The sequence below is a fragment of the Geodermatophilaceae bacterium NBWT11 genome (genome assembly GCA_014218215.1).
In the GTDB taxonomy this organism is placed as follows: Bacteria; Actinomycetota; Actinomycetes; order Mycobacteriales; family Geodermatophilaceae; genus Klenkia.
On record CP043652.1, the window covers coordinates 1,778,907 to 1,802,757 of the forward strand.

23 protein-coding genes are annotated in these 23,851 nt (G+C 74.4%); 7 read left to right on the forward strand and 16 right to left on the reverse strand.

Features of this window, described 5'->3' with window-relative positions:
* The first annotated feature begins 6 nt into the window (after positions 1–6).
* The 3 genes from F1C76_08525 (at position 7) to F1C76_08535 (ending at position 2,628) form a co-directional block, all read left to right on the forward strand.
* Positions 7–576: a CGNR zinc finger domain-containing protein gene (locus F1C76_08525; GenBank protein QNG36632.1), complete on the forward strand. Its 570-nt coding sequence runs from the start codon at positions 7–9 to the stop codon at positions 574–576.
* Positions 577–580: 4 nt separating this feature from the next.
* Positions 581–1,147, forward strand: coding sequence for a hypothetical protein (locus F1C76_08530; GenBank protein ID QNG36633.1), 567 nt, complete (start codon positions 581–583; stop codon positions 1,145–1,147).
* Between the two features lie 146 nt (positions 1,148–1,293).
* Entirely contained in the window at positions 1,294–2,628 is a 1,335-nt protein-coding gene (locus F1C76_08535; protein QNG39107.1) for an aspartate aminotransferase family protein, read from the forward strand.
* Positions 2,629–2,670: 42 nt separating this feature from the next.
* On the opposite strand, the gene F1C76_08540 is transcribed toward F1C76_08535, so the two are convergent.
* On the reverse strand, positions 2,671–3,090 hold the full coding sequence (locus F1C76_08540; protein QNG36634.1) for a universal stress protein: 420 nt from the start codon (positions 3,088–3,090) through the stop codon (positions 2,671–2,673).
* Positions 3,091–3,107: 17 nt separating this feature from the next.
* On the reverse strand, positions 3,108–4,637 hold the full coding sequence (locus tag F1C76_08545; protein ID QNG36635.1) for an APC family permease: 1,530 nt from the start codon (positions 4,635–4,637) through the stop codon (positions 3,108–3,110).
* A gap of 154 nt (positions 4,638–4,791) precedes the next feature.
* Here F1C76_08545 and F1C76_08550 point away from each other — a divergent pair, with 154 nt between their 5' ends.
* On the forward strand, positions 4,792–6,006 hold the full coding sequence (locus F1C76_08550; GenBank protein QNG36636.1) for an ATP-binding protein: 1,215 nt from the start codon (positions 4,792–4,794) through the stop codon (positions 6,004–6,006).
* A 50-nt stretch (positions 6,007–6,056) separates the two neighbouring features.
* The gene (locus tag F1C76_08555; GenBank protein ID QNG36637.1) at positions 6,057–6,683 is read left to right on the forward strand and encodes a DedA family protein; all 627 of its coding nucleotides are present in this window, start codon (positions 6,057–6,059) and stop codon (positions 6,681–6,683) included.
* Positions 6,684–6,750: 67 nt separating this feature from the next.
* Here the strand turns inward: F1C76_08555 and F1C76_08560 are convergent, their stop codons facing one another.
* From F1C76_08560 to F1C76_08620, 13 genes are all read right to left on the reverse strand, one after another.
* Positions 6,751–7,788 carry an NlpC/P60 family protein gene (locus F1C76_08560; protein ID QNG36638.1) on the reverse strand — a complete coding sequence of 346 codons (1,038 nt, stop codon included), beginning with the start codon at positions 7,786–7,788 and terminating at the stop codon, positions 6,751–6,753.
* 124 nt (positions 7,789–7,912) lie between these two features.
* Positions 7,913–8,218: a hypothetical protein gene (locus F1C76_08565; protein ID QNG36639.1), complete on the reverse strand. Its 306-nt coding sequence runs from the start codon at positions 8,216–8,218 to the stop codon at positions 7,913–7,915.
* Between the two features lie 143 nt (positions 8,219–8,361).
* Positions 8,362–9,780: a DUF11 domain-containing protein gene (locus F1C76_08570; GenBank protein ID QNG36640.1), complete on the reverse strand. Its 1,419-nt coding sequence runs from the start codon at positions 9,778–9,780 to the stop codon at positions 8,362–8,364.
* Positions 9,781–9,846: 66 nt separating this feature from the next.
* Entirely contained in the window at positions 9,847–10,941 is a 1,095-nt protein-coding gene (locus F1C76_08575; GenBank protein QNG36641.1) for an MSMEG_0565 family glycosyltransferase, read from the reverse strand.
* Positions 10,938–11,753 (reverse strand): carbon-nitrogen hydrolase family protein, encoded by an 816-nt coding sequence (locus F1C76_08580; protein QNG36642.1) that lies wholly within the window; start codon positions 11,751–11,753, stop codon positions 10,938–10,940. Before F1C76_08580 ends, F1C76_08575 begins: the two co-directional genes overlap by 4 nt.
* Positions 11,750–13,078 carry an MSMEG_0569 family flavin-dependent oxidoreductase gene (locus F1C76_08585; protein ID QNG36643.1) on the reverse strand — a complete coding sequence of 443 codons (1,329 nt, stop codon included), beginning with the start codon at positions 13,076–13,078 and terminating at the stop codon, positions 11,750–11,752. Before F1C76_08585 ends, F1C76_08580 begins: the two co-directional genes overlap by 4 nt.
* On the reverse strand, positions 13,075–13,932 hold the full coding sequence (locus tag F1C76_08590; protein QNG36644.1) for a carbon-nitrogen hydrolase family protein: 858 nt from the start codon (positions 13,930–13,932) through the stop codon (positions 13,075–13,077). The genes F1C76_08585 and F1C76_08590 overlap by 4 nt, the downstream gene beginning before the upstream one ends.
* Position 13,933: 1 nt before the next feature.
* Positions 13,934–15,322, reverse strand: coding sequence for an AIR synthase (locus tag F1C76_08595; GenBank protein ID QNG39108.1), 1,389 nt, complete (start codon positions 15,320–15,322; stop codon positions 13,934–13,936).
* 14 nt (positions 15,323–15,336) lie between these two features.
* On the reverse strand, positions 15,337–16,401 hold the full coding sequence (locus tag F1C76_08600; GenBank protein ID QNG36645.1) for an MSMEG_0568 family radical SAM protein: 1,065 nt from the start codon (positions 16,399–16,401) through the stop codon (positions 15,337–15,339).
* Positions 16,402–16,411: 10 nt separating this feature from the next.
* Entirely contained in the window at positions 16,412–16,915 is a 504-nt protein-coding gene (locus tag F1C76_08605) for an MSMEG_0572 family nitrogen starvation response protein (GenBank protein ID QNG39109.1), read from the reverse strand.
* Between the two features lie 61 nt (positions 16,916–16,976).
* Positions 16,977–17,807 carry an amidohydrolase family protein gene (locus F1C76_08610; GenBank protein ID QNG36646.1) on the reverse strand — a complete coding sequence of 277 codons (831 nt, stop codon included), beginning with the start codon at positions 17,805–17,807 and terminating at the stop codon, positions 16,977–16,979.
* Positions 17,808–17,913: 106 nt separating this feature from the next.
* Positions 17,914–18,279, reverse strand: coding sequence for a type II toxin-antitoxin system death-on-curing family toxin (locus F1C76_08615; protein ID QNG36647.1), 366 nt, complete (start codon positions 18,277–18,279; stop codon positions 17,914–17,916).
* The gene (locus F1C76_08620) at positions 18,267–18,473 is read right to left on the reverse strand and encodes a hypothetical protein (GenBank protein ID QNG36648.1); all 207 of its coding nucleotides are present in this window, start codon (positions 18,471–18,473) and stop codon (positions 18,267–18,269) included. The genes F1C76_08615 and F1C76_08620 overlap by 13 nt, the downstream gene beginning before the upstream one ends.
* A 196-nt stretch (positions 18,474–18,669) precedes the next feature.
* On the opposite strand from F1C76_08620, the gene F1C76_08625 reads away from it, so the two are divergent.
* A complete protein-coding gene (locus F1C76_08625; GenBank protein ID QNG36649.1) occupies positions 18,670–19,764 on the forward strand; it encodes a hypothetical protein in 1,095 nt (364 codons plus the stop codon).
* A 140-nt stretch (positions 19,765–19,904) separates the two neighbouring features.
* On the forward strand, positions 19,905–22,400 hold the full coding sequence (locus F1C76_08630; GenBank protein QNG36650.1) for a hypothetical protein: 2,496 nt from the start codon (positions 19,905–19,907) through the stop codon (positions 22,398–22,400).
* A gap of 66 nt (positions 22,401–22,466) precedes the next feature.
* Here F1C76_08630 and F1C76_08635 read toward each other — a convergent pair whose 3' ends face one another.
* Complete coding sequence (locus tag F1C76_08635) at positions 22,467–23,846, reverse strand: TldD/PmbA family protein (protein ID QNG36651.1); 1,380 nt, start codon at positions 23,844–23,846, stop codon at positions 22,467–22,469.
* Positions 23,847–23,851 lie beyond the last annotated feature (5 nt).

Genomic DNA, 23,851 nt, shown 5'->3' on the forward strand with positions numbered 1-23,851 from the left:
AGCAACATGCTCTTTGCCCATGACACCGAGGTCGGGCTGAACGCGGCCGCCGAGCTGGTGAACACCGCCTCCGGGTCGGGCACCGGCACCGAGCTGCTCCCCGACCCGCCGGCCCTGGCCGCCTTCCTGGACGCCTGGCAGTTCACCGGCGACCGGGCCGGTGACGCCGCCGAGCTCGCCGGGGTGCACGCGCTGCGCGCCGAGCTGTGCGAGATGTGGGACGCCGAGACCGAGGCCGTCGTCGCCGTCGTCAACCGGTTGCTGCGCGAGGGGCAGGCCCGGCCGCAGCTGGTCCGGCACGACGACTGGGGCTGGCACGTGCACGCCACCGAGCCGCACGCCCCGGTGCCGCACCGGATGGCCGTCGAGGCCGCGATGGCCGTGGCCGACCTGGTCCGCGCCGAGCAGCTGGACCGGCTGGGCCGCTGCGAGGCCGAGGGCTGCGGCGCCGCCCTGGTCGACCTGACCCGCAACCGCTCCCGCCGGTTCTGCGACGCCAGCTGCGCCAACCGCACGCACGCCGCCGCCTACCGCGCCCGCCGCGCTTCCCCGAACGGGGTGGGCCCGGCAGCATGACGGCATGGCCGACGAGTTCGAGCGCCGCTCCTTCGCCACCATGGACGAGGCGCACGCCTGGTTCGACGAGCACGGCGCGGACGCCCCGGGCCTCTCGGTGCTGCTGGCCAAGAAGAAGGCCTTCCCCTCGGTCACCTGGGAGGAGCTCGTCCAGGTGCTGCTCTGCCACGGCTGGATCGACGGGCGCAGCAACCGCTTCGACGACACCGGGTACCTGATCCGGGTCACGCCCCGCCGCAAGCGCAGCATCTGGTCGGCCAAGAACGTCGCCACCGTCGCCGAGCTGACGGCCGAGGGCCTGATGCGGCCCGCAGGGCTGGCCCAGGTCGAGGCCGCGCAGGCCGACGGCCGGTGGGAGCAGGCCTACGCCGGGCCCGCCGCGATGACCGAACCCGAGGACCTGACCGCGGCCCTGGCTGCCACCCCGGGCGCCCGGGGCGCCTTCGACGCGCTGCCGAAGACGGCCCGGTACGCCGTGCTGCACCGGGTCACCACCAAGCGCACCACGGCCGGCCGGGCCGCGACCATCGCCGACATGGTCGACCGGGTGGCGACCGGCAAGCCCATCTGAGGACGGTCTCGTCAGGGGAGGGCTGTTCTCGCTACGCTCTCGCTCGTCGAACGCCCGTCGGACGACGGGATCCGCAGCCCTGAGGAGTCCTCGTGACCACCACCGAGCAGCCCGTCACCGAGTCCGGCACGTACGGCCCGGGGAGCATGGACAACCTGTGGCTGCACTTCTCCCGGATGGGCGGCTACGCCCACCAGCCCCCGCCGGTGATCGTCAAGGGCGAGGGCGCCTACATCTGGGACGACCGGGGGCGGAAGTACCTCGACGGGCTGGCCGGGCTCTTCGTCGTCCAGGCCGGGCACGGACGACGGGTGCTGGCCGAGGCGGCCGCGAAGCAGGCCGAGACGCTGGCCTTCTTCCCGCTGTGGTCCTACGCGCACCCGGCGGCGATCGAGCTGTCGCACCGGCTCGCGGCCGAGGCCCCCGGTGACCTGAACCGGGTCTTCTTCACCACCGGGGGCGGCGAGGCCGTGGAGACCGCGTGGAAGGCGGCCAAGCAGTACTTCAAGCTGACCGGCAAGCCGTCCAAGCACAAGGTGATCAGCCGGGCGGTGGCCTACCACGGCACCACGGCCGGGGCGCTGTCCATCACCGGGCTGCCCGCGCTCAAGCAGGACTTCGAGCCGCTGGTGCCCGGGGCCTTCCGGGTGCCCAACACCAACATCTACCGCGCGCCGTACTTCGGTGACGACCCCAAGGCGTTCGGCCGCTGGGCCGCCGACCAGATCGAGCAGCAGATCCTCTTCGAGGGCCCGGACACCGTGGCCGCGGTGTTCCTGGAGCCGGTGCAGAACGCCGGCGGCTGCTTCCCGCCCCCGCCCGGCTACTTCGACCGGGTGCGCGAGATCTGCGACCAGTACGACGTCCTGCTGGTCAGCGACGAGGTCATCTGCGCCTTCGGCCGGCTGGGGACGACGTTCGCCTGCTCCAAGTTCGGCTACGTGCCCGACATGATCACCTGCGCCAAGGGGATGACCTCGGGCTACTCCCCCATCGGCGCGATGATCGCCAGCGACCGCGTGATGGAGCCCTTCCTGCGTCCGGGCGTCTCCTTCCCGCACGGCTACACCTTCGGCGGGCACCCCGTCTCGGCCGCCGTGGGCCTGGCCAACCTGGACCTGTTCGAGGCCGAGGGGCTCAACCAGCACGTGCTGGACACCGAGCACGACTTCCGCCGCACCCTGGAGAAGCTCACCGACCTGCCGATCGTGGGCGACGTCCGCGGCGACGGGTTCTTCTACGGGATCGAGATGGTCAAGGACAAGGCCACCAAGGAGACCTTCGACGACGCCGAGAGCGAGCGGCTGCTCCGCGGGTTCCTCTCCCAGGCCCTCTTCGACGCCGGCCTCTACTGCCGCGCCGACGACCGCGGCGACCCGGTCATCCAGCTCGCCCCGCCGCTCATCGCCGGCCAGGCCGAGTTCGACCTCATCGAACAGACCCTGCGCTCGGTGCTCACCGAGGCCTGGTCCCGCCTGTAGCGGAGGGTGGGAGGGCAGGATTCCTGCCCTCCCACCCTCCGGTCACTCGGGCTCGGCGGGGACGCAGAGGACCGGGCGGGTGGACAGGTGCAGCAGCTTGTAGGCCACCGAGCCCAGGAACGCTCCGCGCAGGGGGCTCTCGCCGTACGTGCCGACGACGATGACGCGCGCCTCGTGCCGGTCCCCGGCCGCCAGAAGCGCGGGCACCGGCTTCTCGGCGACCACCTCGACGACCGTCGCGACGCCGGCCGCGTCGGCAGCGGTGACGGCGTGCGCCAGCGCCGTCCGGCCGATCTCGGCCAGCGCCTTGCCGTGCTCACCGGCCTCCTCGCCGACCACGCCGGGCGGGGCGGCGCCGTAGACGAGCACCAGCTCCTCGTCCAGCTTGGCGGCCAGGTCGATGGCCAGGCCCAGGGCGCGACGGGCGCCCGGGGACTCGTCGTAACCCAGAACGATGCTCACTCAGATCTCCCAGACGGTCACGGGGCGGGGTCCTCGACGGCTGCTGCGGTGCGGCCGGCGGCGATGTCGGCCTGCAGCCGCTCGGCCGTCGTCGTCTTCTCGGCCCAGAAGCGGGCGTCCTTGACCCGCCACACGAACATGAAGACGACGCCGACCAGGAAGATGCCGATCCCGATCACCAGCGGCGGGCCCACCCCGAACCAGGACACCCCGCTGTAGGAGTTCGCCGGGTCGGCCAGGTCGCCGATGGACTCGACGAGCAGCCAGATGAGCAGCAGCGAGCCGATCACGGGGCCGACGCCGATGAGCAGGAGGTCCTTCACGCTGCGGGTCAGCTGGCGCCGGTGGAACACCGCGCAGGCGATGCCGGTGAGGGAGTAGTAGAAGGCGATCAGCAGCGAGAGCGCGGTGAGGGAGTCGAACAGCGCGTTCTCGCTGATCAGGTTGACCACCAGGTACCAGGCGATGGCGATCGCCGCGACGGTCCAGGTGGAGACGTCCGGGGTGCGGAAGCGGGGGCTGATCCGGGCCAGGGACGAGGGCATCGCGTGCCGCCGGGCCATCGACAACCCGGTGCGGGAGGCCGGCAGGATCGTCGTCTGGGTGGAGGCGATCGCCGAGGTGGACACCGCGGCCAGCAGCACCCAGTCCCACGGGCCCATCACCTCGGTCGCCAGGGTGGCGAAGATCGTCTCCTCCTCCCCCGACCGGTCGGCGAGGAACGCCGTCCCGAAGTAGCTGAGGATCGCGATGGTCACGCCGAGGTAGGTCACCAGCAGCACGACGGTGGACACGATCGCGGCCTTGCCGGGGGTGGACTCGGAGTCCTGGGTCTCCTCGGTCAGGTTGACCGCGGACTCCCAGCCCCAGTAGATGAAGACGCCGAGCAGCAGCCCGCCGGTCAGCGCGGCCCCGCCGGCGCCGAAGGGGTTCAGCCACGACAGGGACGGCGTCAGGCCACCGCCCTCCACGCCGTCCCCGGACAGGCCCTTGACCAGCGCGATCCCGGCGAAGACGAGCAGCGCGCCGACCTGGGCGATGATCAGCCCGTTCTGCAGCTTGGCGCTGAACTCGGTGCCGATCACGCACACCGCGGTCATCGCGATGATGAGCAGCACGGTCAGCGTGCGGACGACGAAGGTGTTGCCGGCCAGCCCGTCCAGCTGCAGCGCGAGCAGCCCGAACCGGACGCCGACGTCGGCGAGGGAGCCGATGACCAGCACCCCGGTCATCGCGATCGCCCAGCCACCCAGCCAGCCGATCCACGGGCCCATCGCCCGGGTGACCCAGGAGAACGTCGTCCCGCAGTCCTGGTCGGCCCGGTTCAGGTAGTAGAAGGCCGAGGCGATGAGCAGCATCGGCACGAACGAGGCGAGGAAGACCCCCGGGGCGTACACCCCGACCAACGCGACGACGGCCCCGACGACGGCGGCCAGCGAGTAGGCCGGTGAGGTCGAGGCCAGCCCGATGACCAGTGCGTCGACGAAGCCGATCGCGCCGGACTTCAGCTGCGGCTGCGCCTCCGTCCGCGGCGTCGGCGTGCTCACCGGGAGGTCCCTGACTCGGTCATGCGACGGTTATCGCAGGTGGAGCCCGCTGCCACAAGGGTTTCCCGTGTTACGAGTTGGTGCAGCGACGGATGCCGTCGCGAACGTGCTGGTCGTCCCCTAGGGTCGGCGCCACCTGCGAGAGAGGACCCCCATGCGCATCCTGTTGGTCGGAGCCGGCGGCGTCGGCAGCGCCTTCGCCGCCATCGCCGCCCGCCGTGACTTCTTCGAGGCCGTCGTGGTGGCCGACTACGACGGGGCGCGCGCGGAGAAGGTGGTCGCCGCCGCCGGGGGCGACACGCGCTTCAGCGCGGTGGGGTCGCTGGACGCCGGGGACGAGGCCGCGGTGGCGGCGCTGCTGACCGAGCGCGGCTGCGACGTGCTGATGAACGCCGTCGACCCGCGGTTCGTGATGCCGCTGTTCCGGGCCGCGCTGAGCGCCGGCGCCACCTACGTGGACATGGCCATGTCCCTGTCGCACCCCCACCCGGAGAACCCCTACACCGAGACCGGGGTGAAGCTCGGCGACGAGCAGTTCGCCCTCGCCGGTGAGTGGGAGTCCGCCGGGCAGCTCGCGCTGGTCGGGATGGGCGTGGAGCCCGGGTTGTCCGACGTGTTCGCCCGCTACGCCGCCGACCACCTCTTCTCCTCCATCGACGAGCTGGGGGTGCGGGACGGCGCGAACCTGGAGGTCGAGGGCTTCGAGTTCGCCCCGTCGTTCTCCATCTGGACCACGATCGAGGAGTGCCTCAACCCGCCGGTGGTCTACGAGGAGGGCCGCGGGTTCTTCACCACCGCGCCCTTCAGCGAGCCCGAGGTGTTCGAGTTCCCCGAGGGCATCGGGCCGGTCGAGTGCGTGAACGTCGAGCACGAGGAGGTGCTCCTCATGCCGCGCTGGGTGGACGCGAAGCGGGTCACCTTCAAGTACGGCCTGGGCACCGAGTTCATCGACGTCCTCAAGGCACTGCACAAGGTCGGCCTGGACAAGACCGCGCCGGTCACCGTGAAGGGCGTGCAGGTCAGCCCGCGCGACGTGGTCGCCGCCTGCCTGCCCGACCCGGCCACCCTGGGTGACGCGATGACCGGCAAGACCTGCGCCGGGCTGTGGGTCTCGGGCACCGGGAAGGACGGCGAGCCCCGGCAGGTCTACCTGTACCACGTGGTCGACAACGAGTGGTCCATGCGCGAGTACGGCCACCAGGCCGTGGTCTGGCAGACCGCGGTGAACCCCGTCGTCGCCCTCGAGCTCGTCGCGGCCGGCACCTGGAGCGGGGCCGGCGTGCTCGGCCCGGAGGCCTTCGACAGCCAGCCGTTCCTGGACCTGCTCACCGCCTACGGCTCCCCGTGGGGCATGCGCGAGGGCGGCTGACCCGCAGGCTCCTCCCAGCTCCCGTCCAGCAGGACGGGCACCGACCGCTCGTGACCGCCCTGCTCGAACGCCTGCTGTCGGTGCCCGCGATCTGGGTGTACGTCCTCGTCACCGCGCTGGTGTTCGTCGAGGACGCGTTGTTCGTGGGGTTCGTCGTCCCCGCCGAGACCGCCGTCGTGCTCGGCGGGGTGGCCGCCGAGCAGGGGCGGCTCAGCGTGTGGCTGCTCGGTGCACTGGTGGTCGTCGCCGCGATCGGCGGGGACAGCGTGGGCTACGAGGTGGGCCGGCGCGCCGGCCCCCGACTGCTGCGCAGCAGGATCGCCCAGCGGCACTCCGCCGGCATCGAGCGGGCCTCGGACACCCTGGCCCGACGCGGTGGCCCGGCCGTCCTGCTCGCCCGGCTCACCGCGTTCCTGCGCGCGGTCACCCCGGCGCTGGCCGGCGTCGCCCGGATGCGCTACCGCACGTTCCTGGCCTGGAACGCCGTCGGCGGGGTGCTCTGGGGCGTCGCCGCGGTGGCCATCGGCTACCTGGCCGGCGCCTCGTGGGAGACCGTGGCCACCCAGGTCGGCCGAGGAGGAGCGATCGTCGTCGGCGCCGTGGTGGTCGTCGGCGCCGTTGTGTGGAAGGTGCGGGAGCACCGGCGTGCGCCGCAGCCGGCCTCGTCCCGAGGGTGAGCCGCCGGCCCGGTCGCAGGGACCCGGGGCGTGCGGAGCGCGTCCTGGGGGGCGATCGGGTCCTTCGTCACGCGGTGGGGCGGCGGGCGCCGGCGTAGCCGGGCTTGTCGACGCTGGTCACGGCGACCGGGCGGCCGCTGACGCTGGCGTGCACCATCTGGCCGTTGCCGATGTACATGCCGACGTGGCTCACCGGGGAGTAGAAGAAGACCAGGTCCCCGGGCTGCAGGTCGGCGCGGGAGACGGCGGCGCCCATCGTGGACTGGGTGCGGCTGGAGTGCGGCAGCGAGACGCCGGCAGCGGCGTAGGCGAACTGGGTGAGGCCGGAGCAGTCGAAGCCGTTGGGGCCGGAGGCGGCGACGACGTAGGGCTTGCCGACCTGGGCCAGCGCGGTCTGCACCGCGATCGCAGCGGCCTCGGTCGGGGCCGCGGCCGGCGCGGCGGCAGCGGCCGCGGCCGTCTGGGCGCCGGAGACCTCGGGGCCGGCCACGGCGGTGACGACGGCGGCCTGCTGCACGGCGCTGAGCCGGGCGAAGTCGGCCTCGTAGCCGGCCAGGTCGGCCTCGAGCTGGGTCTGCTGCGCGGTCACGGCGTCCAGCGCGGCGGTGGCGGCGGCCGCGGCGGCGTCGGAGGTGGCGCGGGCCGCGGCGGCGGCGTCCTGGGCGACGGTGAGGTCGGCCAGCAGGTCGTTGGTGTTGTCGGTCAGCTGCCCGTAGAGCGCCCAGCGCTGCAGGGCCTCGTCGGCGGACTCGCTGGAGAGCACCAGCTCCATGCCCGACTGCGGGCCCGACAGGATGCCGCTGAGCACCAGCGCACGGACCCGGGGCTGGAGCGCGGCCACGTCGGCGTCCGCGACGTCGGCCGCCGCGTCGGTGGTGGCGGCGTCGGCGAGGGCGGCGTCGGCGGCCAGCTGCGCGTCGTTGACCTGCTCGGCCAGGACCTCCACCTGCCGGGACGTCTCGGCGACCGCGGTCGCGGCGTCAGCGGCGGTGGTGGGTGCGGCGGTCGCGGTCCCGGGGACCAGGGTGACGGCGAAGCCGGCGGCCACGGCGAGGGCGGCAGCACGAGTCGTGCGTCGGGTCGTCAGTCGAGTCGCGGCAGTCACGAGGGCCTCCAGCGGGCGCCCGTCCACCTGGGGAGGAGTGGATCTCCGAGCGCGTCCTGGCGGACGGTAACGACACGCGGGCACAGCGTGGGGTCGCCACGCGGTGTGGCGTCCATCGCGGCGGTCAGCCTGCTGCGGGCTCCTGGCACTCCAGCGCCTCGACCGCCGCCGCGTCGCGCAGCACGGCGCACAGCTCGGCCGACGTCCACGGTTCGCAGCAGTCGCAGTCCCCGTCGGCGCCGAAGCTGCGCAGGCCCAGGGTGCCCGCGGCGTGGTCCTCGAGGATCTGCAGCTGACCGTCGGCGGGGTCGCGGTGGCAGCGGCACTGGGGCGCACACATGCCCAGGCCCCAGCCGGCGACGACGGTGACGCCGTCCTCCTCGCGGACCTCGCCCAGCTGGAAGACCGACGGCTTCTGGTTCCGCGTCACGGTGCTGCCCCCTCGCCCCGCCCCGGCGTGGACGGTCTCGTCGTGCTCTGGACCCGAGTGTCACGCCGCGTCGTTTCCGCGCCGTGTCCGCGCCGTGAGAGCTGCGTTCCGTCACCGGTCCCGGGAGGCACCGGGCCACGGGGTCAGCGGGCTGCCGGACGCCGTCCGAGGAGGAGACAGACGGACCCCAGGAGGACCGCGAGGACCCCGGCACCGGTGCCCGCAGCGGTCGACACCCCCGTCGCGGCGAGCTGGGGGGCCGGTGCCGGGGCGGCGGCCGGGTTCGGAGCCGCCACACCGACCGGGACCCCCGGGGTCGGGACAGCGACGCCGGCCACCACCGTGACCGGGACGTCGACCGCCTGGACCACCGTCACCCCCGGCCCGGAGACGACCACACGGTTGGGCCCGGCATCGCCGACGAGGGCCGGGGCGACGGTGGAGAACCGGAAGGTGAAGACACCGGGCACACCGGCGTCCGCCTCGGGCACCACGAAGCTGCCCAGCCAGGTCAGGTCCTGCCCGGCGACCGACGGGTCGCCCCGGAGGTCACCGCTCGTGGAGGCCGACCGGTACGTGAACCCCGCGGGCAGCGTGTCCACGATCGAGGTGACCGTCTGCGGCACCGCGCCGGTGTTCCTGATCGTGATGACGAACCCGCCCTCCCCGTCGGCGACCACGTCCTGGGTGAGCAACCCCTGCGAGACCTCCAGCGGGCTGGCCCCCAAGGGCGAGAAGGTCGTGTAGTGGGCCACCCGCGCGGTGCCACCGGAGGGGACGGTCACGGGCCAGCTCAGGCCGACGCCGTTGTCGATCTCCTCGTCGCACAGGCAGGTGTCCGGGAACGGGAGGCCGGTGGCGATCGCCGTCCAGACGTCGTCGTAGGCGCCCTCCAGGTGGCTGCTGCCCGGAGTGAGCGGGTAGAGCTGCTCGATGCGGTCGGGCTCGTCGGCAGCTGCTCCGGCCCGACAGGCGACGGCCGTGCCGGTGACCGTGCCGCGGCCGGAGTCGGAGTCCTGCAGGTAACAGTCACCCGCCCGGTAGACCACCGCGTCGACGGCGCCGGGCCCGGGGTTCGCGACGACGACGTCGGTGCGGTACGCCTCGGCCCCGACCACGTAGCGGTCCGTCTGGGTGACCGTCAACCCGGTGTCGCCCAGGCCGACCACCGTGACGAGCGTCAACGGGTCGGTCTCGGTACCGGCACCCGTGGCCGCCGTCTGGGAGACCGGGGTGGAGACCACGTACTGCGGCGTCCCGGTCAGCACCCCGCCCGCCGGCAGGTCGGCGGGCCCGAAGACGGCGCCGTCCACCGCGACGAACGTGCCGCAGGCGCCGTCGCCGCCGGTGGGGAACCACTCGGACTGTTGGTCATCCGCGCGGGTCACCTGGCAGTTCAGCGTCGGCGAGGTCGTGATCTGCGTCAGCGGGCCGGCCGACGCGATCACCCCCGCCGGAGCGGCCGCTGCGGACTGCAGGGGGAGCACCGCACCGGTGACGAGCGCAGCGAGTCCGAGGACCTGGAGGGCGCGGCGGCCGGACCGGCGCATCGAGGTGGTCACGACCGGGAGTGAGGCACACCGCGGACGCGAGACGCACCGTTCTCGATCGGACACGCACGGCGTCGGTCACACGCGACGCGTGTGCCCCTCCCGGTACAGCTGCAGGTGCGCCGCTGCCGCGGCGTCCCAGTCGTGCCCGAACGCCAGCGCCCGGCCCGCCTCCGCCCGGGCCGGCTCCCGTGCGCCCGCCCCCGCGAGCAGCGCCGCCGCGAAGCCGGCCGGGTCGGTGGCGAACGCCGCGGCGCCGCCGAAGACCTCGCGCAGCACCGGGAGGTCCCGGGTCACCAGCGGCACGCCGGCGGCCAGGGCCTCCATCGCGGCCAGTCCGAAGCCCTCCTTGGTCGAGGGGAAGGCGAACACCTCGGCGCCGGCCACCAGGGTGGGCAGCTCGTCGTCGGCGACCGGCCCGAGGACCACCGGCACGACGCCGAGCTCCGCGGCCCGGGCCTCGACGTCGGCCCGGTAGGCGCGGTGGTCGAACAGGGTCTCCCCACCGGCCACCACCAGCTCCAGGTCGGGCCGCTCCCGCTGCACCAGCGCCATGGCCTCGACCAGGTCCCGGCTGCCCTTGCGCGGCTCGATCCCGCCGACGGCCAGCACGTAGCTGCCGAGCCGGTCCCGCCAGCGGCGCCGCCCGGCGTCCCCGTCGGGTCCGGCGGCGACGGCGAACCGGGCGCCGTCCACGCCGTTGGGGATGACGGTGGCGACCCGGCCCCAGCCGGTGGCCACCTCGGCGGCGACCGCCGCCGAGACGCAGACCAGGGCCCGCGGGGTGACGATCGCGCGCTCGTGGCAGGCGGCCAGCTCCGGGGTGGTGAAGACGTCGAGGTGGTGCACGGTGCGCAGGCAGTCCGGGACGGCGTTGGCCGAGATGCAGTCCTGGGCGTGCACCACGTCGTAGTCACCGCCGAAGGCGGCCCCCAGCACGGCGATCGACCGCACGATGCGGGCGCCGACGTCCTCGCCCGCCAGCTCGGGGAACGGCACCAGCCGCAGGGTCACCCGGGGGTCGATGGGGCGGAAGAACGCACCGTCACCACCGCGGCCCAGTGCCCAGACGTGCACGTCGTGCCCGGCCCGGGCCATCGCCTCGGCCAGGGCCAGGGTGTGCACGACCCCGCCCCGGGGCTTGGTGGAGTAGGTGAGCAGCGCGATCCTCACGCGTAGGCCTCCGGACGGCGTTCGCGCAGGTGGGAGAGGTTGAGCCGGGAGCGGCTGACCTCGGCGGCGACGTCCAGGTCGGCGCAGGCGAGCCCGGCCTTCGCCCAGGTGCGGGCCAGCACGTCCCCGCCGGGGCCGACCACCTTGGACTGGCCGAGGAAGCGCAGCCGGCCCATCGTGCCGGTCTGGTTCGCCGAGACCACGACCACCTGGTTCTCCGCGGCGCGCGCGCAGTCGTAGAGGTCGAAGAGCCGGGACTGCCGGTCCTGGGCCAGCCGGGGTGCCCGGTCGGTGAGCGAGGCCGGCCAGGCCGACAGGCAGGCCAGCAGCTGCGCGCCGTCCCCGGCGAGGGTGCGGGCGGCCTCGGGGAAGGTCTTGTCGTAGTCGACGAGCATCCCCAGCCGACCGACGGGGGTGTCGAAGGCGGCGAAGCGGTCGCCCGCGGCGTACGCCGCGACCTCCCCCACCGGCTGGTGCACCTTGCGGTGCCGGCCGAGCACGCCGTCGCCGGTCAGGCAGACGGCGCTGTTGAAGAACCGGCCTGCGTCGGACTCCCGCCAGGACAGGCAGACCACCGTCGGTCCCGCCGCGGCGGCGAGCCGGTCGAAGACCGGGTCGTCGGCCGGGAAGGCCGGCGGCATGCCGGTCGCGCCCACCGCACCGAAGCCGCCGAGGTACCCGCCGATGGTCGCGCCGGGGAACACCAGCAGGTCGACGCCCCGCGCCCGGGCGTCGGCGGTGATCGCCTCGATCTTGGCCAGGCAGGGCTCGACGTCCCGGCCGAAGTGCGCCGAGACGGCGGCGACCCTCACGCCATGCGGGAGGCGGACGACGCGGCGGCAGCCGCCAGCGCCGGCCCCAGCCCGGTGGGGGACCCGGCGGCGCTGAGCTCGGTGATCCGGTCGGCCACGTGCTCGGCGTCCCGGGCGATGCCGGAGAAGCGGCCCGATCCCCAGGTGTGCAACCACGGCAGGCCCAGCACGAAGAGGCCCGGGGCCGAGGTGACGCCGCGGTGGTGGGTCGGGTAGCCGCGGCCGTCGAACACCGGCACCTGCACCCACGACCAGTCGGCCCGGAAGCCGATCGCCCAGACCACGCTGGTGATCTCATCGACGTCCAGGGCCACCGGGTCCTCCGCCGGCGCCCAGACCGGCACGTAGCGGGGCTCGGTCGGGGCGTCGATCCCGGCTGCGGCGATGTGCCGGTCGATGACGTCCTTGGCCGAGTCGTCCACGGCGTCGGCGTGGTCCAGGTGGGCGGTGAGGTCCGGGCGGAAGGTCAACCGGCCCCCGGTCAGCCCGGTGAGGGTGCCGTAGAGCTGCATGCCCTGGCTCGCGAAGGTCCGCAGGTCGATGTCGCGGCCGCCGTCCCGGCCGGTGACGTAGTGGTTGGTGCCCACCCGGGCGGCCTCGCCGTCCCGGTGCTGCTCGACCGGCATGTCGTAGTGGCCCAGGTCGTGCAGCCAGGCGACGACGTCGCGGCCGCGGTACCGCCGGGCGATCCGGGGGGCGCTGCCGACCGCGAGGTGCACCCGTCGGCCCGCCAGGTGCAGGTCCTCGGCGATCTGCGCGCCGGACTGCCCGGTACCGACCACGAGCACGTCGCCGTCGGGCAGCTGGTCGGGGTTCTTGTACTGCTGGGAGTGCAGCTGGGTGACGCGCGCGGGCAACGCCGTGGCGTACGGGGGGACGACGGGCAGGTGGTAGCCGCCGACGGCCAGCACGACCTGGTCGGCGTGCAGCTCCCCCGCACTGGTGGTCAGCAGGTAGCCACCCGCCGGCGCCGGGGACAGCCGGGTGACGGCGACGCCCTCGTGCACCGGCGGGTCGAACGACGCCGCGTAGGAACGCACGTAGTCGACGATCTCGTCGCGCAGCATGAACCCGTCGGGGTCGTCCCCGGCGTAGGGCCAGCCGGGCAGCTGGCACTGCCAGTTGGGCGTGACCAGGCAGAACGTGTCCCAGCGGGCGTCCACCCACTCGTGGGCGACGGTCTCCCGCTCCAGGACGACGTGCTCGATCCCGCGCTGCACGAGGTGCCAGGAGAGCGACAACCCGGCCTGTCCCCCGCCGACGACGGCGACCGGCACGTGGGTGGGCAGCCCGGTCCGGGTGGGCGCGGTCTCGGTGAGCGTCACGCCACGGCCCCGACGCCGTAGGTGTCGGGACGGCGGTCCCGCAGGTGCCCCATCGCGCGGCGGGCGCCCTCCAGCGCGGCACCGACGTCCACGCCGGCCACCGCGGTGCCGGGCGCGACGCCGGTGGTCGCCAGCACGTCCCCGCCGGGACCGACCACCTTCGCGCTGCACACGAAGCGCAAGGAGCCGAAGGTGCCCGACTGGTTCGCCGACACCCACACGATCTGGTTCTCCAACGCCCGGGCCTGGTCGAACAGGTCGAAGCGACGGGTCCAGCGGTCCTCGGCGAGGTCGGCCACCGCCCCGGTCCGCGAGCCCGGCCACGCCGACATGCAGGCCACGATCTCCGCGCCGTCCATGGCCAGCGTGCGGGCCGCCTCGGGGAACGCCTTGTCGTAGCAGATCATCATCCCGATCCGGCCCACGGGAGTCTCGAAGGCCCGGAAGCCGTCGCCGGCCGCGTAGGAGTTCGACTCCCCCAGCGGCTGGTGCACCTTGCGGTGCACACCCAGCACGCCGTCGCCGGTCACGGCCACCGCGGTGTTGTACCGGTCGGTGCCGTCGGACTCGCAGAACCCCGCGGTGACCACCATGTCCCCCGCGATCCGGGCCAGGCGCGCGACCTCCGGCCCGTCGACGTCCAGTGCCGGCGGCAGGGCGTGTTCGGGCAGCACCTCGGCCACCCCGTGGTCCCCGAGCGAGGCCAGGTACCCGCCGAGGGTGGCCTCGGGCAGCGCGAGCAGCTGCACCCCCCGGGCGCGCGCGTCGGCGACGAGGAGCTCGATCCGGGCGAAGGTCTCGTCGAGGTCGCGCCCGAAGGGGGCGGCGACCGCGGCGACCGTGGTGGTGGCCATGTCAGTTCTCCGTGGGGTGGGAGGCACCCAGACCGGTCACCGGACCGGTCAGGGCAGGGGTGGTCGAGCCGTCGGGCCAGCGCAGCCGCACGCCGGAGCCGGGGACGAGCTCGCCGCAGGTGGCACTGGTCGCCGGGCCTGCGGGGGCGACGGTGCGGTCGGCGTCGTCGGTGGTCAGGAAGGCCGAGCCGGGGAAGCAGGTGAACCAGTCCCCGACCGTGGCGCCGCCGGGGCGGGGTACGGCGGCGACGTCGAGCACCGCCCCGCAGCCGCTGGCCTCGGCGAGCATCCCGAGGGTGCCGACCAGCCCGGCCATGGAGACGTCCTTCGCCGCGGCCGGGGCGGTGCGGGCGACGACGGAGCCCATCAGCTGCAGCTCCGCCGTCGTCCGGCCGGTGGTGGAGTCCCACTGGCGGCCGGTCGCGCCGCGGCGCCACCCGCCACCGAGGTCGGCGGTCAGGCGCACGTGCTGGCCCGGCCGCCCCCCGGAGCCGGGCACCGGGTGGTCGGTGCGGCCCAGCGCGGTCACGCTCAGTGCCGCGGGCACGCCGAGCTGGGTGTGTCCGCCGAGCACCGGCACGCCCCAGGCCTGCGACCCGGCACGGAGTCCTGCCACGACCCGGGCGGCGAAGGAGGCGTCCCGGGCGCCGATGGAGTCCAGCAGCCCGAGCGGGGCGGCGCCCATCGCGGACAGGTCATTGACGTTGACCAGCACCCCGCACCAGCCGGCCCACTCCGGGTCGCGCTCGACCATCGAGGGCAGGATCGCGTCGCACGCCGCGACCACGTCGGTGCCGGGCACGGGGGCACCGTCGTCCCCGACGAACCCGGCGCCGCCCAGCTGGAAGCCGGCCAGCAGGCCACCGAGCGGGGACTTGGTCGCCCGCGCCAGGGCAGCCAGCCGGCCGATCGGCCACGTCATGGCGGTGTGCGGGCGGCCGGCGAGCAGCGTCGGGCCGACGGTCTGCCAGCCGAGCCGGGTGAACAGCCCGGCGTACCGGTCCTGCACGGTGGCGTCGAAGCGCAGCGCACCGGCCTGCTCGGCCCGGGCGCAGGCCGCGGCGACCAGCGCCGGGCCGACCCCGGGCGGACCGTCCGGGGCCACGACCAGCCGCGACCCGGTCCACCAGCCGACGTCGGCACCCACCGGGGCCAACCGCACGCCGCCGAGCACCTCGCCGCGTGTTCCACGTGCAACGAGGACCACGGTGCGGTCGTCGGCGTCGGCCTCGTCGAGGTCGGAGCCGGCGAACAGCCCCTGGGCCTCCACGAACGCCTGCCGGCGGAGCTCCTGGTGGGCCCGGACCCCGGCGGCGTCGGCCTGCTCGAGCTGCCAGCCCGGGCGGACGGCGGCCTGCCGGTGGTCGACCAGGAGCACGTTGCGCTCCAGTGACTGCAGGTCGTTCACGCGCCCGCCGCCTGGAGTGCGCTGCACGCCCCGCAGGCCGCGCAGCCGGCGCCCTGGTCGGCGCCCCGCATGCCCAGTGCGCGCAGCCCGGCCGCGACCCGGGTGGTCACGTCCTCCAGCACCGCGGGGTCGGGCGCCCCGATGCCGTCGGCCATCGCGAGCGTGCCGGCCAGCGGGCGGTAGGGGACGACGAAGGGGTAGACGCCGCGTCGGGCCAGGTCCAGCGCCCCGGCCACGAGCTCGTCGGGGTCCTCGCCCAGTCCGACCAGCAGGTAGGTGGACACCCTGTTGGCCCCGAACACCCGCACCGCCTCGGCCCAGGCGGCGTCGTACTGGCTCATCGGCACGCTGGCCTTGCCGGGCATCCAGCGGCCGCGCACGTCGTCGTCCAGGGACTCGACGTGGATGCCGATCGCGGTGGCGCCGGCGTCCTTCAGCTCACCGATGGCGTCGAGGTCCTGCGGGGCTGGGGGCTCGCACTGCACCTGGATCGGCAACCCCGGCACGGCTGCGGTGATCGCCCGGACGCAGCGGGCCAGGTGCCGGGCGCCGCGGTCGCGGCCGTTGGTGGTGCCGGTGGTGAGCACCATCTGCCGCACGCCGTCCAGCCGGACGGCGGCCTCGGCCACCTCGGCGAGCTGGGCCGGGGTCTTCACCGCGGTGGTGGAGCCGACGGCGAGGGAGGCCTCGATGGCGCAGAACCGGCAGCGGTCGGCCTCGTCGTAGCGGATGCAGGTCTGCACCACGGTGGTGGCCAGCACGTCCTTGCCGTGCAGCCGGGCGAGCTTCTCGTAGGGCACGCCGTCGGCCGTGGACAGGTCGTAGAAGCGGGGCCGCTCGATCGCCTCGGCGTCGAAGCCCAGGTCGGCGCCGTCCAGCAGCAGCCTGCCCCCGCTGATCGAGTAGGGGCTGTCGGCGTTGAGCGGCAGCGCGGTCCCCATCCCGTTGAGCAGGACGTGCCCGTCGTCGCTGGGGCCCGCCCCGGCCCGTCGCCGGACCGGGGCGTCGACCCGGACGCCGAGGATCGCGACGTCCACGCGGGTGCTCGTCGTCCGGGTCATGGCCGGGCGACTAGAGGTTGTAGGTCGAGTTGATGATCGCGCCCTTGCGGGCGTAGTGGATCAGCGCGTCCTGCACGTCGAGCGGGTGGCAGGGGATGCAGCCGGCGATCAGGTCCTCCTCGCGGAGGCCGTGCAGGCTGAGCCCGAAGCGGCAGACGTAGACCGTGCCGCCCTCCTCGATGAACTTCTCGATCTGGCTGTTGATGTTCTGCTCACCGGGGAAGGCGGAGTCGCCGGTGGTCGGGAAGCCGCGGGTGGCCATGGCGTTCATCGCGGCCGGGCCGTAGAAGTACAGGACCGACTCGTAGCCCTTGCGCAGCGCGCGCAGGGCCTGCAGGCAGGCCACGAAGCTGACCGAGGACTCGTGCGCGATGCCGTGCACCAGCGTCAGGTAGCTCTCGCCCTCACCGGCCTGGTAGTCCGGGAAGATCTTGGTCGAGCCGTAGAGGTTGCTGCCCTTGGGGAGCGAGGGGTGCGGGACCTCGGCGAGGCTGGCCTCGGCGTTGGCCTTGATCTCCTCGGGCGTGGCGAGCGGTGTGGTCACTGGTTCCTCCGTGGGTTGGGGTGCTGCAGGGTCAGGACAGGCGGTGGAGCTGCTCGAAGTTGCCGCGGAAGACCAGGTCGGCGAGCTCGCCGTCCCCGGTGGCCGCGGCCAGGCGGGCGTGTTCGCCCTCGAAGTCGCCCCAGGGCTGGTCGGAGGCGAAGAGCACGCGGTCGTGGCCGATGCCGTGCCGCTCGATCTCGGCGGCGAACCAGCGCGGGGCGAAGCCGATGGCCCAGCTGGTGTCGGTGTAGACCCGCTTGCCCTCGGCGACCCAGGCGAAGAACCTCTGTCCGATCAGCTTGATGTGGCCGCTCATCCCGCCGCCCATGTGCACCAGGTGCACGGCGACGTCGTCGGCGTACCGGTCGACCAGCTGGCCCACCTCGTCGATGTCGCTGGCCGCGCCGGGGCTGGTGTGCACGTGGACGACGAGGTCGTGCTCGCGGGCCGTGGCGAAGATGCTGTCGAGCTGCGGGAGACACGCCTCGTCGGTGGCCCGCCCGCCCAGCAGGAAGGACAGCTTCAACGCACTCACGCCCTGCTCACCGGCGAGCGCGAGCGCCTTCTCGGTGGCGACGGCGTCCTGCGGCCGCGGGCTGGTCCACAGCCCCGCGCGGATCCGCTCGTCGGTCTGCGCGGCCTCGACGACCAGCTCGTTGAGGGCGAAGGACGCGCTCGGGTCGGGCACCCCGTAGTTGGGGATGACCAGCGCGCACTCGGTGCCCTCGCGGTCCAGGTCGGCCTGCAGCTCGGCGATCGTGGCCCGGGCGGTGGTGTCGGGGTTGACCGGCGGACCGCCGTAGAACGGGAACGCGGGCAGCACGCCGAGGTGGCGGTGCGCGTCGTGCACCCGCTGTGTCATGCACCCACCGTGGGCCCGCCAGGTTCCAGTGCGGTGACGTCGGGAACGAGATGTCGTTACGTGTGCGGCGCCGACCCCCCGCTCGCGTGACGGGCGTGTGTCCTGCTCAGCGCCCCGCCAGCCGGTGGGCGATCACGGGGACCGCCTCCACCCGGCCGGTGACGATCTCGGTGACCAGGGCGACGGCGTCCTCGTCGGAGACCGCCGACGGCTCGCCGGCCATCGCCATGAGGGTCAGCGCCGCGGCCAGCGCGAAGGGCCGGTTGCCCTCGGCCAGCGCCGAGGCCGTGACCAGGGAGTGCAGCAGCGCGGCCGCCTTCTCCGCGGTGGAGCCGTAGACGTCCTCGTCGCCGTCGGTGGCCTCGACCCGGGCCAGCGCCGCCACGAGGAGACCCCGGTCCCGGATCCGGACCTCCGGTCCGACCACCCGCTCGGCGATCTGCAGGAGGTCCGCGACCGTCAGTCCCGCCACCGGGCCAGCTCCCGGAGCGCGGCCCCGTGCCGGTCCAGCTCCGTGTCGAGCACGAGGTCCAGCGGCGTCGCCTCGTCGTGCAGGGCCAGGTAGTCCTCGAGCGCCCGCTTCGCCACGTCCTGCATGGACACGTGCTCGGCCCGCGCCCGTCTCCGCAGCGCCTCGGTCTGGGCCGCCGTCAGTCGCAGCGTCATCGCCATCTCGCACCCCCCGGTACGCCGTCCGGGTGATACCACCTGCGGTACCACGTCGAGCCGGTTCTCTGTCCATCTCACCCTGCGTGTTCGAGACGGAACGGTTCGTCGAGCCAACGGGCCCGACACGCCGTCATTGTGCCCTGCATCTCACTACTCCTGGTGATCTGCGGGTGCGCTCCCTAGCTTTCGCCCCGTGTTCGAGGCCGATCTCCCCGAGGGCGGCCGACCGCCGTCCCGGGGTCGGCCGTGGACCCGACGCCTGCTCACCGGAGCCGTGCTCGGGCTGGGGTCGGCGGCGGCCCTCACCGCCCTCGGCGGGCCCGCGTCCGCGGACGAGGCACCCGCGCCGGACACGGCGGCGGCGGCCCAGTCCGAGGAGTCGACCGCACCCGCGGAGACCGTCGAGGAGACGCCGACCGACCCCGTCGAGACGCCCACGGAGGCGGCCCCCGAGGACCCTCCTGCCGTGTCGGCACCGGTGGACGACCCCCTGACCGGCACGGACACCGGTCCGGCCGCGACCTCCAGCGTCGTGCTGTCGGCTGTGCAGGAGGACCCTGCCCCGGCACCGGAGGTCCCGTCCGATCCCGCGCCCGACCCCACGGCCACACCGGCCCCCGCACCCGTGCCGGATGCGGGGCCCGCCCCCGATGCGGGCCTCGCCCCGGCCGAGGCACCCGTGGCAGGTCCGTCCGTCGAGCCCGCTGCCGACCCCGCCGGGACGACGACCACCGAGGCCGCCGACCAGGTCGTCGCCGACCAGGCGGCCGCCGACCAGGCAGCACCCACCGTGGTCCCGGCCGATGGCACACCGCCGGGCACCACGGTCGGCACCGCTCTGCCGGCCGCCGAGTGCGGCGTCCCCACCGGGACGGGCGCGACCGCCGACCCGTCGTCCCGGACCGGCACCGGCCGGCACACCCGGCCGGCGGGCGACGACACCCCGACCGGGCACACGGCCCTCACGGAGCAGACCGAGATCGCCCCCGGCCCGGCGCTGCTCCCGAACGCCGACCCCGGCCCCGGCCCCGGCCCCGGCGACCCCACCGGCCCGATGGCACCCCCGGTGCCCGGCTCGCCCGGCGCGCCCCTCGCTGTCGCCGTCGGCTGCGCCACCTCGACCACCGCCGGGCCCGGGCAGGGCTCCGGTGCCACCGGGGACCAGGCCCTCGCCGTCCTCACCACAGCCGTCCCCGCCCCCGAGGCCGGGACCGCCACCGCGCGCACCCTCGCCGCCGTGGCCCCCGTCGTCGCCACCGACGACGACCCGGGTTCCCGCCCCGACTGAGTCGGCCGCCCGGCCCTCGCTGCCCGACTCGGCGTGCCCACGGGGGGCACCCCGCCGAACCCGGCGAGCGCCTCGCAGTGCCGCTCCTCCCATCACCCAGCGGTGCGCAACGGTGCGCACCCGGCAGAAGGACGACCCAGATGAACCGAACTGTGCGCAACGGCCTGGCCGTCGCCACCATGGCCGGGGGGCTCTTCCTCCTCGGTCAGGCGGCGGCCAGCGCCGAGGAGGTCACCGCGACCTCCAGCTCCACCGACGGGACCGCGGTCACCGTCGTGGACGCAGGTGTCTCCGCCCCGGGCGGCAGCGCCGAGGGCACCACCGCCGAGAACACCGGTGACGCCACCGGTGGGGCCGGCAGCAACGCAGGCTCCGCCACCAGCAGCGCGACCGTCGCCGTCGAGGCGACGAACGTGCACAGCGACGGGAACGGCTCACCGACGACCAGCGTCGGACCGGCCATCAACACCAGCACCGGCGGCAACGGCGGCGCCGGCTCCGTCGCGGTGACCTCCAGTGGGGACACCGCGGCGGGCGGGGGCACCGCGAGTGCACCTGCTGTCACGGCGTCCTCGGAGTCCGTGGGCACCGGCGGAGGCAGCTCGGACACCGGGGCCTCGACCGGGGTCAGCGCTCCGGTCACCGCCGGCGGCGGCACGGCCACGGGCACCCTGGCCGGCAACGGCGGCAACGCCACCGGCGGCGCCGGCGGCAACGCCGGGTCGGCGACCAGCGGGGCCGGCGTCGGTGTCGGCTGCGAGGACCTGCACAGCGACGGCAACTGCAGCCCGACCACGACCGTCGGCGGGGCGACCAACACCAGCACCGGCGGCAACGGCGGCGCGGGCACGATCGTCGTGGGCGCCAGCGGGAACACCACGGCCGGTGGCGGGACCGCCACCGGCGGGAGCGTGACGGCCAGCGCGGAGAGCGTCGACTTCGGCGACTTCCTCGAGTGGCTGCGGGTCAACGGCTACGAGTACGACAGCGTGGCCGGGACCGTCGTCTCCACCCCGGTGCGGGCAGGCGGCGGCACCGCCGAGGGCCAGCTCGCCGGCAACGACGGCAACGCCACGGGTGGGGCGGGCGACAACGTCGGCTCGGCCACCAGCGGCGCCGTCGTCACCGTCGTGTGCTTCAACTACAAGAGCCACAGCGCCTGCAACCCGGTCACCACGACCGGCGCGGTGACCAACACCAGCACCGGCGGCAACGGCGGCGCGGGCACGATCACCGTCGTCGCGACCGGCACCACCACGGCCGGCGGCGGCACCGCCACCGGCGGGTCCACCACCGGCACCTCCGAGGCCGTCGGCTTCGGCGGCACCGGCGCCGGCACCGTCGTCACCGCCCCGGTCCGCGCCGGCGGCGGCGACGCCATCGGCAACGACGCCATCACCAGCGGCAGCGCCCAGGGTGGCAACGGCTCCAACGTCGGCTCGGCCCACAGCGGCGCCACCGTCGTCGTCGTCTGCTTCAACTACAAGAGCGACCACAACTGCAACCCCGTCACCACCACCGGCGCAGCCACCAACACCAGCACCGGGGGCAACGGCGGGAACGGCACCATCGCCGTCTCCGCCAGCGGGACCACCAGCGCCGGCGGCGGCACCGCCACCGGTGGCTCCACCACCGGCACCTCCGAGGCCGTCGGCCTCGGCGGCGCCAGCGCCGGCACCGTCGTCACCGCCCCGGTCCGGGCCGGCGGCGGCACCGCCCAGGGCAACCTGGCCCTGAACGAGGGCAACGCCCGCGGCGGCAACGGCTACAACCTGGGCTCGGCCTACAGCGGCGCCTCGGTCACGGTCGTCTGCTTCAACTACAAGAGCGACCACAACTGCAACCCCGTCACCACCACCGGCGCAGCCACCAACACCAGCACCGGCGGCAACGGCGGGAACGGCACCATCGCCGTCTCCGCCAGCGGCAACACCAGCGCCGGCGGCGGCACCGCGACCCGCGGTGCGGTCTCCGGCTCCTCCGAGGCCGTCTCCTTCGGCGGCTCCAGCTCGGCCGGCACCGAGGTCGTCGCGGGCGTCCGCGCCGGTGGCGGCACGGCCGTCGGGAACACGGCGATCAACAGCGGCAACGCCCAGGGCGGCTCCGGCCGGAACCTCGGCTACGCCTCCAGCGAGGCCACCGTGGTCGTCGTGTGCTTCAACTACAAGAGCCACGAGAACTGCAACCCCGTCACCACCACCGGCGCAGCCACCAACACCAGCACCGGCGGCAACGGTGGCGACGCCGTGATCGTCGTCGACGCGCACGGCGACACCACCGCCGGTGGCGGTTGCGTCGGCACCTGCCCCGCCCCCGGCTCGGAGCACCCGACCGAGCCCACCACCCCGGCTGAGCCCGTGACCCCGGCCCAGCCCGCCGCCCCCGCTGAGCACCCGGCCACCGCGCCGGCTGCCCACCCGGTGACGGTCGTCCACCCCGCGGCCGCCTCGGCCGCCCACGTGGTCTCGACCGGGCGCACCGCCCCGGCCGCGGTCACCCACAGCTCGGCGTCCGATGCCGAGCTGGCCTACACCGGTGCCGACCTCGGTGCCCCGTTCGCCCTGGGCCTGCTGGCCCTGGCTGCGGGTCTCGGCCTGACGACGGCCTCGCGCCGTCGCCGGCTGCAGGAGGTCTGAGGCCGCACCGCACGCACGAGGGGCCGGTCCGCACCCAGCGGACCGGCCCCTCCGTGCTGCCCGGCGTCAGCTGGCCGGCGACACCGAGCTCATGTTGAAGTCCGGCACCCGCAACATCGGCATGGCCGCCCGGGTGAAGAAGTCGTTCCACTCCCGGGGCAGGGTGCGCTCGGTGCGGGAGGCCTGGGTGGCCCGGCCGAGCAGGGAGACCGGGGACTCGTTGAACCGGAAGTTGTTCACCGCCCCGGTCACCTCGCCGTCCTCGATCAGGAAGACACCGTCACGGGTGAGACCGGTGAGCAGCAGCGACTGCGGGTCGACCTCGCGGATGTACCAGAGCGTGGTGAGGAGCAGCCCGCGCTCGGTGGAGGCGATCATCTCCTCCGTCGTCACCGTCGAGGTGGGGTCCTCCAGCACCAGGTTGTCCAGCGCCGCGGTGGCCGGCGCGGTCTGCTGCAGCGCCCAGGCGCGCGGGCGGATCAGGTTGGTGAGCACCCCGCCGGAGATCCAGTCGATCGCCGGCGTGGCCATCCCGTTGTCGAAGACCGAGGCCATGCCCGAGGACCCGCCGACCACCTGGAACGGCGAGCACTCCAGGCCCGGCTCGTCGGGGTCGCTGCGCAGCGTCAGCGGGAGGGCGCAGATGCGCTCGCCGATCCGGTTGCCGCCCCCGGTCTTCGCGTAGACGTTGCGGCCCTCGTCGGCGTCGCGGGCCTCCATCGTCCAGTAGGCGTAGATCAGCAGGTCGCTCACCGTGGAGGGCGGCAGCAGCGTCTCGTACCGCCCGGCGGGCAGGTCGACCCGGCGCTGGGACCAGGCCAGCTTCTGCTCGACCTCGGCGGCCAGCGCCTCGATCGAGACGTCGGAGAAGTCGCGGGTGCCGACCCCGGCCCACACCGAGCGGGCGAAGTCCCGGCTCTTGCCGTTCAGCTCGACCCGGCCGGTGGGCTGGTCGTGCCGCAGCCGCAGCCCGGTGGAGGTGCCGACGTAGGTGGTGGCCATCTGGTGCTCGGCGAACCCGAACAGCAGCTCGTCGCGCGCCCCGGCCGCACCGAACGCCTGCCCCAACGCGGGGGCGAACTCGCGGAAGACCTCGATCGAGGTGGTGGCGGGCTCGGCGTCCCACTCCCCCGACCCGGCCGGGACGTCACCGATGAGCGGCATGGCGTCCTCGGCCGGGCCGGCATCGCGGGCGGCCTGCTCACTGGCCGCGACCAGCTCGGCGACGTCGGGGGTGCCGGTCCGGGCCACGGTGCCCGCGGCCATCCCGGCCCCACCGTCGACGAAGCTGATGACGACGACCTGGCGGGAGCGCATCGCCCCGTTGGTGGTGAGGCTGTTGCTGGCCCACCGGAGGTTGGCCTCGGAGCTGTCGACGACGTAGACGACCTGCCCGTCGACGGTGGAGGCGGCGAGTGCGGCCTCGACGATCTGCTGTGCGGTCATGACGC

Coding starts and splice junctions, on each gene's coding strand:
- F1C76_08525 (QNG36632.1), top strand. CDS start 7: ATGCTCTTTGCCCATGACACCGAGGTCGGGCTGAACGCGGCCGCCGAG.
- F1C76_08530 (QNG36633.1), top strand. CDS start 581: ATGGCCGACGAGTTCGAGCGCCGCTCCTTCGCCACCATGGACGAGGCG.
- F1C76_08535 (QNG39107.1), top strand. CDS start 1,294: ATGGACAACCTGTGGCTGCACTTCTCCCGGATGGGCGGCTACGCCCAC.
- F1C76_08550 (QNG36636.1), top strand. CDS start 4,792: ATGCGCATCCTGTTGGTCGGAGCCGGCGGCGTCGGCAGCGCCTTCGCC.
- F1C76_08590 (QNG36644.1), bottom strand. CDS start 13,932: ATGGCCACCACCACGGTCGCCGCGGTCGCCGCCCCCTTCGGGCGCGAC.
- F1C76_08600 (QNG36645.1), bottom strand. CDS start 16,401: ATGACCCGGACGACGAGCACCCGCGTGGACGTCGCGATCCTCGGCGTC.
- F1C76_08610 (QNG36646.1), bottom strand. CDS start 17,807: ATGACACAGCGGGTGCACGACGCGCACCGCCACCTCGGCGTGCTGCCC.
- F1C76_08620 (QNG36648.1), bottom strand. CDS start 18,473: ATGACGCTGCGACTGACGGCGGCCCAGACCGAGGCGCTGCGGAGACGG.
- F1C76_08630 (QNG36650.1), top strand. CDS start 19,905: ATGAACCGAACTGTGCGCAACGGCCTGGCCGTCGCCACCATGGCCGGG.
- F1C76_08635 (QNG36651.1), bottom strand. CDS start 23,846: ATGACCGCACAGCAGATCGTCGAGGCCGCACTCGCCGCCTCCACCGTC.